The sequence below is a fragment of the Chrysiogenia bacterium genome, assembly GCA_020434085.1.
Classification (GTDB): domain Bacteria; phylum JAGRBM01; class JAGRBM01; order JAGRBM01; family JAGRBM01; genus JAGRBM01.
Map to the genome: position 1 here is coordinate 1 of JAGRBM010000072.1, position 13824 is coordinate 13824.

The 13824-nt window shown below is 63.8% G+C and carries 15 protein-coding genes and 1 tRNA gene; 14 read left to right on the top strand and 2 right to left on the bottom strand.

Going from position 1 to position 13824, the window contains the following annotated elements; translation table 11 throughout:
- Positions 1–274 precede the first annotated feature (274 nt).
- The 14 genes from KDH09_02440 to KDH09_02505 all read left to right on the top strand — a co-directional run bounded on the left by KDH09_02440 (position 275) and on the right by KDH09_02505 (position 13147).
- On the top strand, positions 275–1690 hold the full coding sequence (locus KDH09_02440; protein ID MCB0218529.1) for a site-specific integrase: 1416 nt from the start codon (positions 275–277) through the stop codon (positions 1688–1690).
- 229 nt (positions 1691–1919) lie between these two features.
- Positions 1920–2129, top strand: coding sequence for a hypothetical protein (locus KDH09_02445; GenBank protein MCB0218530.1), 210 nt, complete (start codon positions 1920–1922; stop codon positions 2127–2129).
- Positions 2130–2225: 96 nt separating this feature from the next.
- Positions 2226–3605 carry a hypothetical protein gene (locus tag KDH09_02450; protein MCB0218531.1) on the top strand — a complete coding sequence of 460 codons (1380 nt, stop codon included), beginning with the start codon at positions 2226–2228 and terminating at the stop codon, positions 3603–3605.
- A 156-nt stretch (positions 3606–3761) separates the two neighbouring features.
- Positions 3762–4139: an HNH endonuclease gene (locus KDH09_02455; GenBank protein ID MCB0218532.1), complete on the top strand. Its 378-nt coding sequence runs from the start codon at positions 3762–3764 to the stop codon at positions 4137–4139.
- Between the two features lie 96 nt (positions 4140–4235).
- Entirely contained in the window at positions 4236–5906 is a 1671-nt protein-coding gene (locus KDH09_02460; protein MCB0218533.1) for a hypothetical protein, read from the top strand.
- 120 nt (positions 5907–6026) lie between these two features.
- Complete coding sequence (locus KDH09_02465) at positions 6027–6248, top strand: helix-turn-helix domain-containing protein (GenBank protein MCB0218534.1); 222 nt, start codon at positions 6027–6029, stop codon at positions 6246–6248.
- Positions 6248–6607 carry a hypothetical protein gene (locus tag KDH09_02470; protein ID MCB0218535.1) on the top strand — a complete coding sequence of 120 codons (360 nt, stop codon included), beginning with the start codon at positions 6248–6250 and terminating at the stop codon, positions 6605–6607. The genes KDH09_02465 and KDH09_02470 overlap by 1 nt, the downstream gene beginning before the upstream one ends.
- Positions 6604–6954 (top strand): hypothetical protein, encoded by a 351-nt coding sequence (locus tag KDH09_02475; protein ID MCB0218536.1) that lies wholly within the window; start codon positions 6604–6606, stop codon positions 6952–6954. The genes KDH09_02470 and KDH09_02475 overlap by 4 nt, the downstream gene beginning before the upstream one ends.
- Positions 6938–8920 carry an AAA family ATPase gene (locus KDH09_02480; protein MCB0218537.1) on the top strand — a complete coding sequence of 661 codons (1983 nt, stop codon included), beginning with the start codon at positions 6938–6940 and terminating at the stop codon, positions 8918–8920. The genes KDH09_02475 and KDH09_02480 overlap by 17 nt, the downstream gene beginning before the upstream one ends.
- Positions 8921–9199: 279 nt before the next feature.
- Positions 9200–10429 carry a hypothetical protein gene (locus KDH09_02485; protein ID MCB0218538.1) on the top strand — a complete coding sequence of 410 codons (1230 nt, stop codon included), beginning with the start codon at positions 9200–9202 and terminating at the stop codon, positions 10427–10429.
- A complete protein-coding gene (locus KDH09_02490) occupies positions 10426–10836 on the top strand; it encodes a hypothetical protein (GenBank protein MCB0218539.1) in 411 nt (136 codons plus the stop codon). Before KDH09_02485 ends, KDH09_02490 begins: the two co-directional genes overlap by 4 nt.
- Positions 10836–11516: a hypothetical protein gene (locus KDH09_02495; GenBank protein MCB0218540.1), complete on the top strand. Its 681-nt coding sequence runs from the start codon at positions 10836–10838 to the stop codon at positions 11514–11516. The genes KDH09_02490 and KDH09_02495 overlap by 1 nt, the downstream gene beginning before the upstream one ends.
- 240 nt (positions 11517–11756) lie before the next feature.
- The gene (locus KDH09_02500; GenBank protein MCB0218541.1) at positions 11757–12299 is read left to right on the top strand and encodes a hypothetical protein; all 543 of its coding nucleotides are present in this window, start codon (positions 11757–11759) and stop codon (positions 12297–12299) included.
- The gene (locus KDH09_02505; GenBank protein MCB0218542.1) at positions 12299–13147 is read left to right on the top strand and encodes a hypothetical protein; all 849 of its coding nucleotides are present in this window, start codon (positions 12299–12301) and stop codon (positions 13145–13147) included. The genes KDH09_02500 and KDH09_02505 overlap by 1 nt, the downstream gene beginning before the upstream one ends.
- Here KDH09_02505 and KDH09_02510 read toward each other — a convergent pair.
- A complete protein-coding gene (locus KDH09_02510) occupies positions 13044–13631 on the bottom strand; it encodes a helix-turn-helix domain-containing protein (GenBank protein MCB0218543.1) in 588 nt (195 codons plus the stop codon). The genes KDH09_02505 and KDH09_02510 overlap by 104 nt on opposite strands.
- Positions 13632–13697: 66 nt before the next feature.
- Positions 13698–13774, bottom strand: a tRNA-Pro gene (locus KDH09_02515).
- Positions 13775–13824 lie beyond the last annotated feature (50 nt).

Here is a 13824-nt window from a genome sequence, read left to right on the forward strand (position 1 = left end):
ATCCGCGGTGATTCGTGGACAACTGCCGCCCCGGGCAGCATGGCGTGCCGGGCTGTGATTCAAACCATGGGCAAGGTGCCAATGGTCGGGGTGAGAGGATTCGAACCTCCGGCCTCTACGTCCCGAATCATCAGACCGCCTCATTTCGGGAAATTTCGCTGAATTTCTTTGGGTCGATTTCCCAATGAAAACGCGGGGTTCGGTAGTTTCGGGACGTTCCCGAAGTTTCCGGTATCCTGTTACCCCGGCGTTACCCAGACTATGAGGCACCTCGATGACCAAAGAGCGCAAACCGATGCAGCAGATGGACTTCACCATCAAGAACGTCGAGGCGCTCAAGCCGCCAACCGAGGGGCGACTGGAGCTGAAGGACACGAAAGCGCCGGGTCTGTACCTGCGCGTGACTCCCAGCGGAGTGAAGTCTTTCTCTTTCGTTGGCCGACCCAAGGGCTCCAGCCGGACTGAGCGCACGACCTTGGGCAAGTACCCTGCCGTAAAACCGGAAGAGGCTCGCCGCCTGGCCTACCTGAACGCGGGCAAGCACGCGGCCGGCGCTAGCCTGCTGGTCTCGGACGACATGACCGTGGGCGAGCTGGCAGAGAAGTACCTCGGTGAGTTGAAGCACTCGGCCAAGCGGCCGGAGGTGTTCGAGACGCTTTACAAGCTCTATATCGGGCCTCAGTTCCACCATCGGCGGCTGTCTGAAGTTCGCGCCATCGACGTTGAGAAGTGGCACCGTGGCCTGCCTGCGCAGATTCTCAAGCGCCGAGAAGAGCAGCAACGGGCTCGGGACGAGCGCGATGCTCAGTACCTCCGGGACAAGGAGGAGCGGGCGAAGCTCCGGGGCCGCAACAACGGCCCTGCGCCGCAGCCGAAGCGCAAGCACCTGTCAGAGGGTCGAGTCACCGGGAAGACCATCGCCAATCGGGCGCTAGGCTCGTTCCGCGCCATGTTCAATTACGCCAAGCAACCGAAGTACGGGTACTTCATCGGGGAGAACCCCGCTGCCGGTCACAAGCCGTTCAAAGAGGTTGAGCGCGAGCGATTTCTCACCGCAAAGGAGCTGGGGCCGTTCTTCACGGCGCTGGCCCAGGAGGAGAACTTGGAGGCGCGAGACTCGTACATCATCAAGCTCCTGGCAGGGGCTCGGCGGTCCAACGTGCAGTCCATGTGCTGGTCGGAAGTTGACTTGGATGAGGCAGTCTGGCGAATTCCTGACACGAAGACCAAGAACGGCACGCCTGCGTCAATCCCCTTGGTGGACGTTGCGCTGGAGATTCTCAAAGCGCGCAAGGAGAACGCGACCAGCGAGTTCGTTTTCTCGTCCGACAAGAGCGAAACCGGGCACATCGTGAACACCGGAAAGGCATGGCGGCGCATCTTGGAGCGCTCCGGCATCAAAGACCTGCGGGAGCACGACCTGCGGCGCAGCTTGGGGAGCTGGCAAGCCCGTAACGGCGCAAGCCTGGTGCTCATTGGCAAGAGCCTGCACCACATGGACCCCAGCTCCACCCAAATCTACGCCCGCCTCGACATGGACCCTGTGCGTGCGTCGATGTCCGAGGCTGCTGATTCGATGCTGGTCGCAGGCGGGCTCAAGCAGCCGGCCAACGTCATCCAGTTCCCCAAGGCCAAGGCACAGAAGGCATCCAAGCAGCCGAAGACCGCAAAGGGTGCCCGCCGCTCCTGAGGAGCCGCCTTGTGGATAACCCACTAGGCGCTCGCTTGCACATTTTTTAGGCGACCAGCGCGACCGCGCTAAGCTGTTGCCGCGCCTAGACTTTCCCGATTTTGTGCGTTTCCGCTGTCCACAGGCACACTTTCGACAACGGGCGTTATGTCTAATTCTGTGCGCTACCTATACGGAGCATTGCACAGTTTCGGGAATCTTTCTACACTCAACACACGTCGGGGGCTCGATGACGATAGACGAATTTGATGCGGCGCTCTCGGAGCTTGGTTGGCGGGTCAGTGACTTCTGCCGGGCGACGGGCCTGCATCGCAACACGCCGAGCCGCTGGCGCAATGAGGCAGGCGTCGAGATACCGGAATGGGTGCCGAAGCACCTTGCCCTCTTGCTGGAGATAAAGCGGCTTCACGCGCAGTACCTGGAGCCGCCGAAGGAGTAAGTCGCGTCCTGGGCGCTTCCCAGGGAAAAGGCGGGCCGCAAAGGTGGTGGTGCACCGATGCAGCCCTAACCAAGCCAACCTGTCTGAGAGGTCAACATGGCTCTTTCTATTGTCGCGCAGGCGTCGGAACCCGCTTCCGAGTCGCTCCCCGGAATCACGAAGTCCTCGCGCTGGTCGTGCGACATCTTCACCGGCACTGCCGACGCTCTCATCGCTGCGGGTCTCATCACCGCCGACCAACTCAAGCCCCAGAAGGGGCGCACCCCGGGATACACCGCGTTCCTTGCGAACGGTGACATGTGTCCCCTCCACCTACGGACCTGGCGGGAGCCGGGCTTCAAGGCGATTCGCGAGCAGCGGGACGGCACCTACAGCGTCGAGGTCACGGTGGCGAAGGACGTGCAGTTGTGGCGGCGACGTGCAGAGAACGCGGCCAAGCACGAGAGGGAGCAAGCTCGCGTCAACGAGGAACTCGCCAAGAGCGGAAGCGAGTACCGCAACTGGCGCTTTCGACAAGACTTCGGCGGTTGCGCCGAGACCTGGGAGGGCACGAAGGCGCAGCTCCAAGCCGCTGGCCTCGGCGTCGGGATGATGTTCCCCGGTGAGCCTGGCGTCGGCGAGTACCTGACGTGCAAGTGCCCTCTTGGCTTCACCTTCCGCATCCACCTGCCCGAATACAGCGCTGCCAAGGCTGCGGCCGGCATCTACATCGCGCACAGCTCGTACCTTCCTAGCGCAGACGAAGCGCCGTTCGAGCCCTGCGCGCCTGGTGTCCTGCAACAGGTCTGGATGCCATCATGCTGGGGCACTTCGGATTACTTCACCGGGACAGCCGACGCCCTGGTCCGCGCGGGCATCGTTCCGAGCATTGACCTCTTCCCGGGCCAGCCGGGGCGCACCAAGATGCAAGCGTCCTACCGCGCCGACTGGAGCCCCATGGGCGCAGCGAACCAGCACGAGCAGAGATGGGGGGCCACCATCCGCAAGCGCGGCAAAGCTGAATTCATCGTGGAGAAGCCCGTGTCCAGCGCGGAGCAACAGCGCCGCCGTGATGCGCATAAGGCTTACGAAGAAGACCGCAAGCAGCAGCAGGCCAAACTCGCCGAAGAGCGCAAGCAGCTTCGCCAAGGGGTGGCCCCGCAAGTCACCATCGAGCAGTTCCGCAGTGACCGTACACGCATGGCGGAGTTCACAATCAAGCTGCTGTGGTCGGAGGTCTTCGCCAAGGAAGACGGCGCTTTGAGCTTCGACCTCTCGGAGGACAGCGAGCTTTGGACTGACTTGGCCGAGGCGTTCCAGACCATCCGCGATGCCGTGCGGCAGGCGGACATTCTGCGGGACAAGAAGAAGGTTGCAGCGGCTCAGACGCGGCTGAAGCTGGTTGCGGCACGGAACGACGAGGGCCTGCAATCGCTGCTCAGGGACGCGAAGGGTTTGCGCCTGGTGCACTCCGCACCCGACGACGAGCAGGGCTAACCTGTGTCCGGGGAGCGCCTGCTGCAACGCCCCATCTTTGGGGGCATCTTTGGCGAGGACGGCCGGTATGCGCTTGCCAGCATGCCGTGCGTCTCTCGCGGGCTCTACGCCACGCGGTACATGGTGGTGCAGCCACAGGCAGGCGTGGTCCTGAGCATGTCCGAGGACAAGGTGGAGGCCCTTGCTCTCGCACGTCAGCGGCTGACGGCGGCGAACGACAAGCAAACGTTCCACCAGCACACAGCCACCCAAGGGGAGCTCTGGAGTGACGAGCCGTTGCTCACGCCCAGCCCTGCACCAGCGCGCTACGTCTCGCGACGGCGGCGGAGCATCTTCGAGCAGTCGCAAGGCCGATGCCACTACTGCGGCGCGGCTCTGGACCTCACTGGGAAGTGGCACATCGAGCACCAGCTCCCGCGTGCGCTCGGGGGCACCGACGAGGGGCTCAACCTGGTTGCTGCCTGCGTGCCCTGCAACTTGAGCAAGAGCGACAGGACCGCAATCGAGTTCGTGACGCAGGGACGCGGCGAATAGACTTGAATCGCCCCAGCTAGGTTTAGCGGCTGAAAAGCGGGACACCTTCACCCGCCTGCTGGGGCTTCCTTCTGAAGGGCACCGCGAAGGGGTGCGATGGACAGGTCACAGCAGCGGGCAGCGGACGAGAAGGACTACGCCTCCCTCGTCGTGAAGATTGGCGAACGGGACGCGCTGCCGGTGCGCGCCATCCCCTATGTCACGGGTTGGACCATCTCCCCGGATGTGGTCGCAAAGAACTTCGCGCGCGACGAGGCTGCGCCGTTCGAGAAGCTGGAGAACACCGACACGTTCCATTTGGCCGACGGCAGGCCTGTGAAGCTACTACCGAAAGAGTGGGACAGGTACGTCGCGGCGCTTCAGGGCCTGGAGGCCGAACTCCGAGAGCAATTCGCCAGCGACGAGCGCGGCTATGCGGCTTGGGTGTCTCGTTCGGTGTCGAAGCTTCCCGCAGGCGTGTTCGTTTGGCTTGACGACTTCGCGAAAGACTTCGAGCACGACTACGGACCGGAGCGTCTGTCCATCATGGAGGAACGGGAAGGTGACCGGGAATTGAACCTCTCGCCCTTCCTGGAGAACGAGACGCTAAACATGGTGCTCGAAGGTTTCGGGCCGCGAGACCCTTTCCTGACCTACCGCTCCCATGACACCGTGGCCGGCATCGGAGAGGTTGTCTACAACGGCCGACTCATTGACTGGCGGTATTGGGTAGAGAACATGCCGACCCTGAGCCCCGCCGAGGCGGCGCGGCTGATGTCCGGCCTAGACCCGGAGCTGTACGAAGACCTGACAGCGCGCCCGGTGCCGAAGAACGACCCTTCCCGCGCCTGCGCAGAAGCAAAGCGCATCGAGCGCCTCGCTGTCGCTCAAGGTGCCGGCCGGCGCACTCCGGAAGAGTGGTACTTGTGGGCGCTAGAAAGCGGCTTCACCGTTCACCGAGGCTTCTTCCTTGCTGCGCGCGGTCGGCATCTGCTGGAACGGGAGGCGCAGGAGCTAAAAGCCATGCCTCGTGCCGAAGCTGCGCGCTGGGAGCGTGCATCGGAGGTTGCCCGTGGGCAGCGCCAAGTGTCCTTCACCTATGCGGGGCACAGGAGCGACAGCGTTCTCACGTTCCCTGAGTTCTGCGCGGAAGTGGACGAGCGGCTCGCCCGTTGGCGTTTGGGCCGGTATGACCTCATCGAAGCGGCCGAAGTGCTGGCCCAGTCCGCCGCACTCGACTCCAGGCAGCTTGCAGAGCAGATGGATACGGCCATTCACGCCGGGAAGCTTGCCTACCGCGTGAACAACATCAAGGTGGACGTGGAACACATCCCACATGAGCACCTCTGGCATCGGACCGTATTCGAGTCCGACGTAAACAAGTGGCTCGCCTCTGAGGCTGCCGGCTCTGACCTGGTGTTGACGTACCCCTACCCGGACACACCGAGCAGCGTTGAGGAATCCGAGCCGGAGCCCGACGAACCAGCACAGAAACCAGCGGTCGAACCGGTAGACCAACCGACCAAGCAGCACCGTATCAAGAACCGCAGCGACCCGCTAACCGCCGTTCTGGAGAAGGCCAAGGACGCTGCGCTGGACCGGGACGATTACCTGAGTGTTTGGGCCGCGCTTGTAAGCATGGCGCAGTCACGAACCCGACCCGCGCCGCTTCTCGGTTACGCCGAAGAAGAGGGCGTGAAGTACCAGGTCGCAGAAGGCATCGGGACCAAGTTCTTCACCAAGGGCGCACTGCGGAAGCGCATGAATCCGAAGGCGCGCGGCGGCTAGTTTCCTGCCCGCTTGTGCCCGCCTGCGCCCGCTGGCGGTGCCCGGTGCCCGTTCCTCTCTGGAAAACGAAGGTGCCGAAATGCAATGCGTTCCATACCAACAACCGAAAGGTTCCGACGTATGGAAACGCAGAGCGCAATCCAGCGCATCACGGGCGACAACCTCACGCCCAGGCAGACCGCAGCACTGCTGAACGTCCCTGAGGCCACCTTGGCCGTCTGGCGCAGCACCAACCGCGTCATCCTGCCGTTCTTCAAGCTCGGACATCACGTCCGCTACCGGCGCTCCGACATCGACAGGTTCATTGAGCAGAACCTGCGCAACGTGCCGGAGGCCGCCTGATGAAGAAAACGCCCGGCCCCACCAAAGCAGAACCGAGCGCCCAGAACAGCGCCAATTCTACAGCCGACAACAACAAGAACGCACGCCTCACGCCTCGCCAATCGCGGCTCCTGGAGGCCCTGCTCTCCGCCGCCGACTGGATTCCCCGCGAGAGCGTGGACCGTATCGCCGGAGCATCTAACGGACCGCAAATCGTGCTGGAGCTGCGCCGCAAGGTCACCGGCTATGACGGCATCGAAATGCAGAAGGCGGACGCCACCGACCGTGACGGAAAAGCCTGCAAGCCCGGTCGTTATCGCCTGAGCACCGAAGGCCGCAAGCGCGCTGCCGGATGGCTCTCGGGCAAGGAGGCTGCATGAAGCGCCTTCCGAGCAGCGTGCAGAACCCGGAGCAACTTTCCTTCCTGGAACCGCCCGAGTTCGCGCCTCAGTGGCCGACCCGTGGCACCTTGGCAGACAAGGCGCTCGGCATGTTCATGGACGGTCAGGTTTTCGACCATCCGGACTTCGAAGGTCGCACTCAAAGCTGGCGGCTGGGCGCGGTGGTGTTCACCCTGCGCACCTTGGGCTGGCCCATCGAGACCATCGAGATTCCCAGTCCTACCGACGACTGCCCGGACCGCACGATTGCGCTGTACCGGCTGGACGGCAAGTTCACGGCGCAGGCGTTGGCGATGGCCGGGAGGGGTGATGCTCGCAATGGCTAACACCGACCGCGCACGAGACGCGCTTTACGCCCTCTCGCCGGAGTTGCCCCGGGACGAGTGGGTCCGCATCGGCATGGCCGCGCATGCAGCCGGGCTGGACTTCGAGGCGTTCAACGACTGGAGCTCCCAGGCGGGCAGCTACAACGAGCGGGACGCCCGCGATACCTGGCGCAGCTTCAAGCCTGGCAAAGGCGTTGGAGCCGGAACTCTCTTCAAGGCAGCGGCGCAGGCTGGCTGGCGTCCGGATGCGCTCCAAGCGGCAAACAGCCCTGTCCTGAGCCCCAGGAAGGCCCAGGAACGCATGAAACCGACCGGGCAAGGGGTAGACCCCACCCAGGTCTGGGAACGCTCACAGGCTGCGACGGCCGAGCACCCCTACATCCGCCAGAAGAACGGACTTCCGGATGGGCTGCGCGTCATTCCTGCCGGCGACCCTTTGAAGGTGGCGGGCGAGTCCATGGCCGGCGCGCTGGTCATTCCGGTTCAGCGCCGAGACGGCAGCGTCTCCAGCCTGCAACTTGTCGCCCCTCCGGTAACGGCGGCGCGGCTGAAAGCCGAAGGTCGGCCGGGGAAGCTGAACCTGCCCGGCTGCACCATGCAGGGCTGGTTCCTGGTCGGCACGGTCTCCGAAGGTGCCACGGTGTACCTGTGCGAGGGCATCGGGCAAGCCTGGGCCGCGTGGAAGGCAACGGGCAAACCTGCTGCCGTCTGTTTCGGCTGGGGACGCGTCCGAGCTGTGGCAACGGAACTGCGGGAATCCAACCCCTCGGCGCGCCTCGTCATCGTCCCCGACGTGGGGAAGGAGCAGGACGCGGAGACCATCGCCCGCGAATTGGGGTCCGAGTTCGTGCGCATGCCTGCCGGCTGGCCGCGCAACTCCGACATCAACGACCTGGCGCAGGGCGACGGCCTGGACGTGCTGGAAGCGTTGCTCTCGAAGCCGCTCACGCCTCCGCAGCGGTACAAGCTGCTCACCGCGTCCGACTTGCTGGCAATGCCTCCGCTTCAGTGGCGCATCCGAGGCGTGCTGCCTGCTGCTGGTCTCGCTGGCCTGTACGGTCCGAGTGCTTCGGGGAAGTCGTTCCTTGCCTTGGACATGGCCGCCGCCATCGCCGAGGGCTCACGCTGGTTCGGACACCGTACCGAAGCCGCTCCCGTGGTGTATGCCGCGCTGGAGGGGGAAGCCGGGTTCCGGGTGCGCGTTGAGGCTTGGGAGGTGCACCGTGGCCGCAGCCTGCCGCAACGCCTTCACCTGGTGTTGCAGGCGTTCAAGCTCACGGACTTGCAGGACGTTCGCGACCTCGCTGCCGTCATCCCCCAGGGCGCAGTGGTGTTCCTGGACACGCTGAATCGTGCGGCTCCCACATCCGACGAGAACAGCTCCAAGGACATGGGCGAGATTCTGGAGGCGGCGAAGCTCCTGCAATCGCTCACTGGCTGCCTGGTCGTCCTGGTGCACCACACGGGCAAGGACTCCACCAAGGGGCTGCGCGGTCATAGCTCGCTGTTTGCCGCACTCGACGCCGCCGTAGAAGTCTCCCGCGAGGGCGACCGCCGCGAGTGGCGGGTGGCGAAGTCCAAGGACGGCGCTGACGGTGACGCCAAGGCGTTTCGGCTGCAAGTCGAGATGCTCGGCACCGACGACCACGGCGACCCCATCACGTCCTGCGTCGTGGTGCCAGACACAGCGTCCGAAGAAGTTCAGCGGGCCAAGCTGCCGACCGGGGGCAATCAGCGCCTGGTACTCGACGCCCTGCGGCCGATGTTCAAGGACGGCCAGTGCGGCAAGCCCGGTGCGCCACCGCTGAAGCCCTGCATCGAGCTAGAGGCGGCAATCGCAAAAGCTGCGGGGCACCTGACCTGCGAGACGCACCGCAGGAACACCCGCGCCAGAGAGGCCATCACCGGCCTGGTGAGCCGCGGAGTCCTTGGCTGTCATGAGGGGTGGCTGTGGCAATCCGCATAACCGAAATTCACCGAAATGGCCGTTTTCGGTTGGTCTCGGTAACCGAAATTCACCGGTCCCCCTATAGGGGGCCGGAAGGTTTCGGTCGGTCAACGCCGGTCACCACGGGAAGGGGAGTTAGTTCTCCTTTCCTGAGCCACGACAGCCACTTAGGCCATGAACACAGGGGGGCTCTGGACTCCCTGTTCTGGAACACCCAACAACCCGCGCCCGACATGAGCGACGAGGAACTCGCTCACGCCTACTTCGCTGCGCCCTGAGAACAGACAAGGAACAGTCATGACATCACCCACCCAGCCGCTGGCGGTCACAAACCCCGAGGCCGCCCGCCATCTCGCCCTGAGCACGTACTACCTGCGCCGCAGCGACTTCGCACGGGCAATTCAATACGCGCGGCTCCCCATCCTCGCTGGAGAGCCGTCGGCCATCATCAACCTGCTGACCACTCAGGTGCTGGCGCGCAAGTACGAAGCAGCAGCCGAGACCGCCACCATGTGCCTGAGTGCGCAGGTGCATCACACGGTTCGAAAGGGCGTGCTTGAGGCCGTGCTGCCAGCGCTGTACTTCCTCGGCGCTCAGGACGGCGATTGCTCCCAGGCGTATGCCCTGGCTGCGGAACTGGCCGCTCACGCGAACCTGAACCCGGAGCATCCCCGTTGGCAAGGGCAGCCGCTCAAAGGCAAGACGCTGCTCGTGAGCCTTTCAGAGGCATGCATTGGCGGCTGGGGCGACCACATCATGTGGGCGAGATTCATCCCCTACGTGGCGGCCACGGGTGCGCGCATCGTCGTGCAAGGCCCTTCCGCACTGGCCCGGCTGTTCATGACCATTCCCGGGGTGGTCTCCGTCTGCGACTTCGAGCAGCGCCCGACCTGTGATTACGCGCTCAGCATCATGGAACTGCCGCATGCGCTAGGGCTCACCGGCGTACCCGTTGGCAACCCGTTCAACGTCGGAGTCGTTCCGTTCCCCGAAGAGACGCACGCGGTTGCTATCAACTGGGGCGCGAGCTGGGCGGCACCGTATATGGACCGAGCCTGCGCGCTGGCCGAGTACCTCCCGCTGATGCAGCTCCCGGCGACCACGCTGTACGCAGTCCAGAAGGGTGCGCATCAACGTCAGCTCTACCCGCCGCCTGTGGGCTTCCAGGCTCAAGACCTCGCCCCGAACTTGGCCGACTTCCTCGATACCGCCGTCGTGCTTTCGAGCATGGATGCGGTAGTGACGACGGACAACGTGGTCGGCAACTTGGCTTGCATGCTTGGGCGTCCCACATTCGTTCTGGTCGCGAAATGCGCTGACTGGCGATGGGGCTCGGGCGGTCACACGCCTTGGTATCCGACTGCCCGTGTCTACCAGCAAGAGGTGGCAGGCGAATGGGAAAAGCCGATTGCTGCACTCACTCAAGACCTGCATGCCTACCTGCAAACTCACGCCCGCAAGCTGCCGCAGGCCGAGCCCACCGAACAACCGAAAACCGCCGAAACGGTGACGCCGGAGGCCGCATGAATCCAATCAAAGGAAATCAAGCCGTTAGCCTGAGCGACGAGAACATCCCTTCCCTGAAGATTGAACCTTGCGAGGACGGCACTGTGATGCTGGAGCAGGATTGGTGCGGCAACGTGGACCGCGTGTCCATTCACCCCATCCACCTGCGCTTCATGGCGGAGAAGCTCGGGATGGTTCCGGCCGTCACCGCGCAGGAGATGGAACACGCACACCGTGCGTCCACCTGGGAGCGGCGGCTTCGCGTCCTGTGCTCCCGTATCGAGCGCCTGGACGAGATGCTGCAAGCGGTGCCTGTGTACCCCGAAGGGAAGGACGACGACCCGGCAACGGTGTTCAGCGCGGCCACCCGGGAGCTGGCGCAGGAGTTCTGTGCAGACCTTCCGGCCGTTCAGGCGGAGGTGCAGTGATGGCCGACAAGAAGAAGGAGCACAAGCCCTTGCAGGTGCCGATGCGCGAGGGCGACAACACAGACGCAGTGATGGCCGGCCTGGTCATCTCCCCGGAGTTGAGTGCCGGAATGGTGGCGCACGCGTTCACCGGCAACACGCTGGGAGACGACGTAGCGGGAATCACAGAGCTAACCGCCGCCTTGAAGGACACGACCAAGCGCGTGAACGACGGCGACCTGTCCACGCTGGAGGCCATGCTCGTGGCGCAGGCGACGGCGCTGCAAGGCATCTTCACCAGCTACGCGAAGCGCGCCCAAATACAGCAGTACCAGAAGAACCTGGAGTCCTTCATGGGGATGGCGCTCCGGGCGCAGGCCCAGAGCCGGGCAACCATCCAGGCCCTGGTGGACCTCAAGTTCCCGAGGCAAGCCACGTTCGTAAAGCAGGCCAACATCGCTCACGGCCCGCAGCAGGTGAACAACGGGGTTTTGTCACCCCCTAAAGAGCCGGTGACACAGCCCGCTCACGCGCACGAGAACAACCGGACTGAGCAGACCAAACTTTTAGAGGACACCCGCAGTGGCAGCACGTACTTGGACATTGGAACAACGCCAGCAGCAGCGCGAGGCCATCGAGCGGTGGAAGCCGTGGGAGCAGTCCACCGGCCCAAGAAGCCCAGAGGGAAAGGCAAGGGTTAGTCGCAACGGCTGGAAGGGAGGCACCCGGCAAATGCTCCGAGAACTCGGCCGGGCGCTGCGGGTTCAGAAGGACGCCATCGGCGACCTGTAAATACAGGGAGTTAACAGCTAAAAAGCCAGTCGTGGCCGGGGTTTAGGCATTGAGTTAACTCCGGCCGCGCTGCTCCGATTTGAGCTGGGGCGACCTGCAATTTAAGATGGCTCAGCCGCAGGTCAGCGGCGAAGGAGCGGCAGGTGGGAATGGCAGTCGTTCACGTCCTCGGAGCACTCGTGGCCTCATTTGCGTTCGGCATTGGGGTGATGCTCATCGCCGCGTGGGAGCAGGAACGCGTCCAGAAGCGCAGATTGCAAGACGCCTCCATTGCGCTGGGCGTCTCCGTGTCGGCCTTGGACAACGACGAATCCCTAATCCCTCGCCTTCTGGAATACTCGTCCCAGCGTTTTAGCGCCGACCTGTTCCGCAATCGCCTTTCCGACCTTTGCGGCTACGTTCGCGCGGCGTGGGGCTGGCTAGGAACGCTGGTTCAGGTTGGCATCGTGGTCGGCGTGGGCTGGGCGATGTACACGAGCGGCTCTGAGAACGCGGTCTACATGTGGTCTGTGCTGGCCGTCGCAATCTTCTTCTGGCTCGCGGCCGTCGCGTTCTCGTTCACCTGTCTGCTGCTGACCGGCCGCTACCCTGGTGAGGCAAGGCTTGCGCGCAAGTCGATTGCCGCATTCATCGAGCAGCGCAGCGCCTCGCAGCCGCTAGAGAAGCCGCTCGCTACGGCGTGGGAGTCCTGATGTCGGACCTGGACAAGTTCATTGAGGACAGCTCGGCCCGCTACATCGCGGCGAAGACAGACGGCCAAAAGGAAGTGCGCCGCCGCTGGCATGTCCTCGCGTCCGAAACACGGAATGCACTCATTGAGAGCGGCTTCTACTCCCCACGCGGCGAGCGCCTGGACATCGTGGGAGAAAGCAACCTGCCGCAGCACGATGCAGACCGGCTGGAGCATGCAGTGGGGCTGTTCAAGCATTGCCTTGCTGCGAAGCTGCCCTCTGCAACCGAGAAGAAGGCTCCCATTCCCGTGGAAGCGCACACGGACGAAGTGATGTCCGCCGTTTCCGAGCTGCTCGCAGTGCGCGAGTGGCAAGACCCGGACTTCCTCCGTCTGGCGCTGATGGCGACCGCCAAGCACCAGCAGGCGAACGCACTATCCATGCACACCCCACAGAGCACGCTCGCTCCTGCGTGGGGATGCCTGGGCGCTCTCTTCAAGCTCGCACTGTTCCTCGCAATGCCCGTGGCGCTGGCAGCCGGCATTGCTGCGGCGACGCGTCAGGATGTGGGCGGAGCGTCGATGGCGTTTTACATCGTTGGCTTCGGCGTGCTGGCCGTCATGAGCGCCCTTGGTATCGGCGTGAAGAAGAAGGACGGCTTCGAGCTGGCCTACGAACAGTGGGCGCTGTTCCAGATTGATGGCGCGGTCGGCGTCACCGGCGCTGGTGCTTTAGAGCGGCTGCGGCAGATGGCCGCCATGGGCGTTAAGGTGCCCGCCTTGGCTTTCGACGCTGCGGAGGTTCTTCGCTCGCGTGCGGCTGGTCAGCAATTTTCGGAGTCCGTAAAGGAATCGCGGACGGCTGCGTAAAACGCCGCCCCTTCGCTTGGTGTGCTTTCCGGTGACACGCTGGGCACACCTCGGAGGCCTTGCCGTCGCTGTGGTGCGTAGACAAGACCGGAGACGGGAAGGCGAGGCCGCACTGTTCGCACGGTCGGAGCTTGAACATCTCCACCACAACGTCCGCGACACGGACGCCCGGTGCGCTGGCGCGTGCTGCTTTGGCCGAGGGCTGCTGAGTGGAGGGCGAGGCGAGAAACGCCTCCAGGTCTTCACGGCGATACCGGACGTGCCTTCCGCCCACCTTCACGAAAGGTAGATGCACGCGATTCGTGCAGCGCCACACCGCGAGGGTGGAAACGGGAACCTGAAGGAACTCGGACGCTTGCCGGGCAGTCAGCAGGGGAGCCAACGGCTCGGCCCTGGTGCCTTTCGACTGCGGAGTGGTGGTCGGCTGTGGTTCAGCCGTTGACCAAGACTTGAGGGGCTTAGAGGGCACTCCGGACTGCTCCATGTTTCCCCGGTGTTACCCGAGTGGACCATCCGTCTTACCTGAACTTCTCTAAGTCCTTGATTTCACTGGTCGGGGTGAGAGGATTCGAACCTCCGGCCTCTACGTCCCGAACGTAGCGCTCTACCAGGCTAAGCTACACCCCGAATGAAAAGCGCCCCAGACCGTTCGGTCAAGAGCGCCTTTGCAGCAATTG

Coding starts and splice junctions, on each gene's coding strand:
- KDH09_02440 (MCB0218529.1), top strand. CDS start 275: ATGACCAAAGAGCGCAAACCGATGCAGCAGATGGACTTCACCATCAAG.
- KDH09_02445 (MCB0218530.1), top strand. CDS start 1,920: ATGACGATAGACGAATTTGATGCGGCGCTCTCGGAGCTTGGTTGGCGG.
- KDH09_02450 (MCB0218531.1), top strand. CDS start 2,226: ATGGCTCTTTCTATTGTCGCGCAGGCGTCGGAACCCGCTTCCGAGTCG.
- KDH09_02455 (MCB0218532.1), top strand. CDS start 3,762: ATGTCCGAGGACAAGGTGGAGGCCCTTGCTCTCGCACGTCAGCGGCTG.
- KDH09_02460 (MCB0218533.1), top strand. CDS start 4,236: ATGGACAGGTCACAGCAGCGGGCAGCGGACGAGAAGGACTACGCCTCC.
- KDH09_02465 (MCB0218534.1), top strand. CDS start 6,027: ATGGAAACGCAGAGCGCAATCCAGCGCATCACGGGCGACAACCTCACG.
- KDH09_02470 (MCB0218535.1), top strand. CDS start 6,248: ATGAAGAAAACGCCCGGCCCCACCAAAGCAGAACCGAGCGCCCAGAAC.
- KDH09_02475 (MCB0218536.1), top strand. CDS start 6,604: ATGAAGCGCCTTCCGAGCAGCGTGCAGAACCCGGAGCAACTTTCCTTC.
- KDH09_02480 (MCB0218537.1), top strand. CDS start 6,938: ATGCTCGCAATGGCTAACACCGACCGCGCACGAGACGCGCTTTACGCC.
- KDH09_02485 (MCB0218538.1), top strand. CDS start 9,200: ATGACATCACCCACCCAGCCGCTGGCGGTCACAAACCCCGAGGCCGCC.
- KDH09_02490 (MCB0218539.1), top strand. CDS start 10,426: ATGAATCCAATCAAAGGAAATCAAGCCGTTAGCCTGAGCGACGAGAAC.
- KDH09_02495 (MCB0218540.1), top strand. CDS start 10,836: ATGGCCGACAAGAAGAAGGAGCACAAGCCCTTGCAGGTGCCGATGCGC.
- KDH09_02500 (MCB0218541.1), top strand. CDS start 11,757: ATGGCAGTCGTTCACGTCCTCGGAGCACTCGTGGCCTCATTTGCGTTC.
- KDH09_02505 (MCB0218542.1), top strand. CDS start 12,299: ATGTCGGACCTGGACAAGTTCATTGAGGACAGCTCGGCCCGCTACATC.
- KDH09_02510 (MCB0218543.1), bottom strand. CDS start 13,631: ATGGAGCAGTCCGGAGTGCCCTCTAAGCCCCTCAAGTCTTGGTCAACG.